General features: G+C 76.3%; 4 protein-coding genes. 2 read left to right on the forward strand and 2 right to left on the reverse strand.

Annotated elements, in window-relative coordinates; translation table 11 throughout:
- Both ACTUAL_RS10150 and ACTUAL_RS10155 read right to left on the reverse strand, forming a co-directional pair.
- The coding region (locus ACTUAL_RS10150; RefSeq protein ID WP_440900094.1) for a DUF4235 domain-containing protein at window positions 1-340 on the reverse strand (340 nt) is incomplete at its 3' end.
- On the reverse strand, window positions 340-2172 hold the full coding sequence (locus ACTUAL_RS10155; RefSeq protein WP_440900095.1) for a hypothetical protein: 1833 nt from the start codon (window positions 2170-2172) through the stop codon (window positions 340-342). The genes ACTUAL_RS10150 and ACTUAL_RS10155, both read right to left, overlap by 1 nt.
- 253 nt (window positions 2173-2425) lie before the next feature.
- On the opposite strand from ACTUAL_RS10155, the gene ACTUAL_RS10160 reads away from it, so the two are divergent.
- Both ACTUAL_RS10160 and ACTUAL_RS10165 read left to right on the forward strand, forming a co-directional pair.
- Window positions 2426-3295 (forward strand): YihY/virulence factor BrkB family protein, encoded by an 870-nt coding sequence (locus ACTUAL_RS10160; protein ID WP_157767555.1) that lies wholly within the window; start codon window positions 2426-2428, stop codon window positions 3293-3295.
- Window positions 3296-3382: 87 nt separating this feature from the next.
- Complete coding sequence (locus ACTUAL_RS10165; RefSeq protein WP_096492325.1) at window positions 3383-3976, forward strand: eCIS core domain-containing protein; 594 nt, start codon at window positions 3383-3385, stop codon at window positions 3974-3976.
- The last annotated feature ends 39 nt before the right edge of the window (window positions 3977-4015 follow it).

Consider the following 4015-nt stretch of genomic DNA (forward strand, 5'->3'; position numbering starts at 1 on the left):
CGGCGCCACCACGGATACGATCACCGCGACCTATGGCAGCCGGCGGTACGCGAGCGACGGGTCCAACTGGTTCTCCTGGTAGGCTGGTAGTGGCCCGTCGCTCGGCCCGAGCGCTCCCTGCGGTCGCGCAGCTCCCCCGCACCTGGTGCAGTTTCCCCGATAGGCAATGCAGGCCCGCCACTCGGCCCGGGCGCTCCCTGCGGTCGCGCTGGGTGGGTTCCGGGGCCATCCGGTCGCCACTGATCAACTTCCACACCTGCCCGAACACCTTGCCCGCCAGGTAGCCGCCCAGCAGGCTCACGCCCGTGCTGAACCCCCGGTAGACCAGCTTGCCCGCCATCAGCGACCTCCTCGCAGCAGCTTCCGCAGCACCAACAACGCCGTGATCAACCCGGACGCGGTCAGCACCGGGTGCTCCCGCGCCTTGGCGATCGCACCCCTGACCGACGCGGGCAACCGCTCCGCCGCGGCCCCGGCCTGATCGCCGACCCTGGACGCGACGACGCTCGCCCGCTCCCCGACCTCACCGGCCGCGACCCCGGCCCGCTCGCTGATCCGGGCCGCCGCCGCGGCGGCCTTCTCGCCCACCTGCGCGGCGGTGGCACCCGCTTGGTCGGCCACGCGGGCGGCGACGGCGCCTGCCTTCTCGCTCACCTGCGCCGCGACCTCACCGGACTTCCCGGCCACCTGCCCGGCGACCTCGCCCGCCTTCTCGCTGATCCCGGCGGCAGCGGCGGCGGCCTTCCCGCTGACCCCGGCCGCGGCCTCGCCCGCCTTCTCGCTCACCCCGGCGGCAGCCGCGCCCGCCTTCCGGCCCGCCGCGACGGCGGCCTCGCCCGCCTTCTCCCCGGTCTCGGTGGCCTTGGCGCCCACCCCGGCGGCAGCCGCACCGGCCTTGTCGCCCACCTGGGCGGCGGTCTCGGTGGCCTTCTCGCCGACGCGCGCGGCGGTCTCCTCGGACTTCGCGGCGACCTTCCCGGCGGTCGCGTCGGACTTCGCGGCGATCCCCGCCGCCGAAGCCCCCGCGCCCTCGCCGATCCGCTCCGCCGCCGTGTCGGCCTTGTCGCCCAACCGGGTGGCCGCAGCGTCCGCCTTGTCACCGAGGCCGCTCGCGGCGGTCTCGGCCTTGTCGCCCGCCTTAGCCACGGCGGCGTCCGCCCGGTCCGCGCCCTTGGTGAGGGCCGAGTCGGCGCTCCCGCCGGTCCCGTGACCCCGCTCGGCGGCCTTGGCGTCGGTGGCCCCAGCGGCCCCGGTGGTCCCGGTGGCGCCGGTGGTCCCGGTAGCCGCAGCGGCTCCGGTGGCGCCGGTCCCGTGGCCCTGGCCGGCGGCCTTGGCCCCGGCGGCGCCGGTCCCGTGGTCCGTGCCCTTCGGCCCGGTGCCCTTCGGCCCGGTGGCCTCGGCCTTCTCGCTGGCCGCGTGGACCTGGGCCGCGCCCTCGGCCGCGGTGACGTCCGCGTCCGCCCGGTGGCCGGTCCCGCCGCTGGTGCTCTCGTTCACCGCATCTCCCGTCCTCGTGACCTCCGGGCTCGCCTTCTCGCCCGCCCGGATGACCGCGCTGCTCGCGGTGGCGGCTGCCTGAGCCGCCGCCGCGCTGGTCTGGGCGGCGATCCGGGTGGTCCCGTCGGCCGCCTTCTCGGCGATCCGCTCGCCCTTCCCCGCCTCGTCGTCCCGCACTGCTCGGTCCCCCGGCCGCCCGGCGCTCTCCGCCTGCCTCGTGTCACTCTCCGGGCCGGGGACACCCGGAAATGCGGTGTCACTCGAAAGCTTGGTGTGCCCCAAACGCCCGCTTTCAACCGTCCGATCAGCGTCCGCCCGCCTCGGGTCCGGGGTCCCCGGCTGCCGCCAGGTCGCGCCCGCCTCCTCGAACTCGCTCTCCCCGGTGGGCCACTCGGCCGGGAAGTCCTGCTCCTGGGCGGGGGCCGGTCGGGTCTTGGGGAGGTTCTTCGGGTTCGGCTCGGCCATCGGGTTGCCCGCGTACCGGGCGGTGTGCGGATCGGCGCCGCCCGCGCTCGGGCCGCGCCCACCGGTCCCGGCCGCGCCCGAACCGCCGGAGCCGGCCCCACCGGACCCGGCCCCGCCCGTCCCGCCGCCGTCCGGCCCACCCGCGCCAGCCCCACCCGCGCCCGGTTCCGTCGCCCTGTCGTCCACCCGCACCGCGCCCCTTCGCCTCAACCGTTCAACACCCTCGGCCACTCGGCCCACGCCGCCGCTCACCCGCCCGGCGCCACCGCTGAACCACCCGCACCCCTATACCAGCCGGCGACCCGCCCCCGCGGACATCGGCCCAGGTGGGCCCGCCCCACGACTACCCGCGACCCCGCAGGGTCAACCCCCCGTCATGCCCATCCTCCGAACGGGCAATCATTCGGGTATGGCCCAGGCTCTCGAAGCACCTACGCGTCCACCCAGAAGGTCGTGGTGGACGGTGTTCCGCACAACCGTCGTGTGGTACCGGGAGCACCACCTCTCGGACCGCGCGGCAGCCCTCACGCACTACACCGTGCTCGTGATGCTCTCCGGCGCCCTGCTGCCCGTCGCGCTCGTCGGGTTCCTGGGCGACGACACCCGCTCCAAGGTCATGACCGTCATCTCCCCGCTGGCCCCCAGCCGGGTGCACGGCATCCTCGTGGTCGCGCTCGACGGCCTGCGCCCGGCGGTGGCCGGTCCGCTCGCCGCCGCCTGCCTGCTCGTGGCGGTCTGGTCGGCCTACCGCTTCGCGGGGGCCTTCCTGCGCGCCTGCGCGGCCTGCAACGGCGTCAAGGAGCACCGCTCGCTCTGGAAGCTCGTCCCGCTGCGGGTCGGGCTCACGCTGGGCGTCCTGGTGCTGTTCATCCTGGTCGTGGGCGTGGTGGCGTTCACCGGCGACATCGCCGACGAGGTCGCGGCGCTGGCCGGGGTGCGTCCGTCGACGGTCCAGCTGTGGGACGTCGCCAAGTGGCCGGTGCTGGTCCTGCTGGCCGGGTGCGCGGTGCGGCTGCTGTTCGCGGCGCCCCCGGCCACCCGCAGGCCGGGCAGGCTCGGCATCACGCCGGGCGCGCTCCTGGCCCTGGTCCTGTGCCTGGTGGCCACGTTCGGCGTCGGCGTGTACGCGGCCTACGCGGGGTCCTACGACCGGGTCTACGGCTCGATCATCGGCCTGGTCGTGGTCATGGCCTGGATCTGGCTGGCCTGCACCGCCCTGCTCGTCGGGGTGGCGATGGACGCCGCGCTCCAGCACACCGGCCGCGTCCTGCTGGCCGCCCAGCGCGCCGCGCGCCAGAAGCAGGAGGGGGTGACGAGCACCTCCGCCGCGTGACCCGCGCCGGGGGAGGGCAGCGACGGTGCCCCGCCGCTGCCCTCCAGGGCCTGTGCCCCGAGCCCCGCCTGGGCCAGGGTGGGGCCCATGCACGCCAAGGAGCCGTCCCCCAAGCCCGCTCCGGCGACCACCCAGGTGCGCCGCCCGGAGTCCCCGCGGCAGAGCACCCCCGGCCCGGTGGGGCCAGGTGAGGTCGAGTCGCTCCAGCGCTCGATCGGCAACACCGCCGTCACCCGCCTGATCGCCGCCCAGCGCGCCGAGGCCGAACCCGAACCGCCCGTGCAGCGCTCCACCGCCCACCAGGTGCTCGCCTCGTCGGGCAAACCCATGGACACCGCCCTGCGCGGCGAGATGGAGAGCAGGCTGGGCGCCGACTTCTCCGACGTCCGCGTGCACACCGGCGCGGCGGCCCAGCGCTCCGCCGCCGAACTGGGCGCCCGCGCCTACACCTCCGGCGCGAACGTCGTGCTGGGCCGGGGCGGCGGCGACAAGCACACCCTCGCGCACGAGCTGACCCACGTGATCCAGCAGCGCCAGGGCCCGGTCGCGGGCACGGACAACGGCTCCGGCCTGAGCGTCTCCGACCCCGGCGACCGCTTCGAACGCGCGGCCGAGGCCAACGCCCGCCGCGCCATGTCGGGCCCGGCCCACGACCCGCACGAGGGGCACGACCACGGCTGACCGGCCGCGCTGACGGACCACCCCCCGCGTGCGCGGGGA

The sequence above is a fragment of the Actinosynnema sp. genome (genome assembly GCF_052038725.1).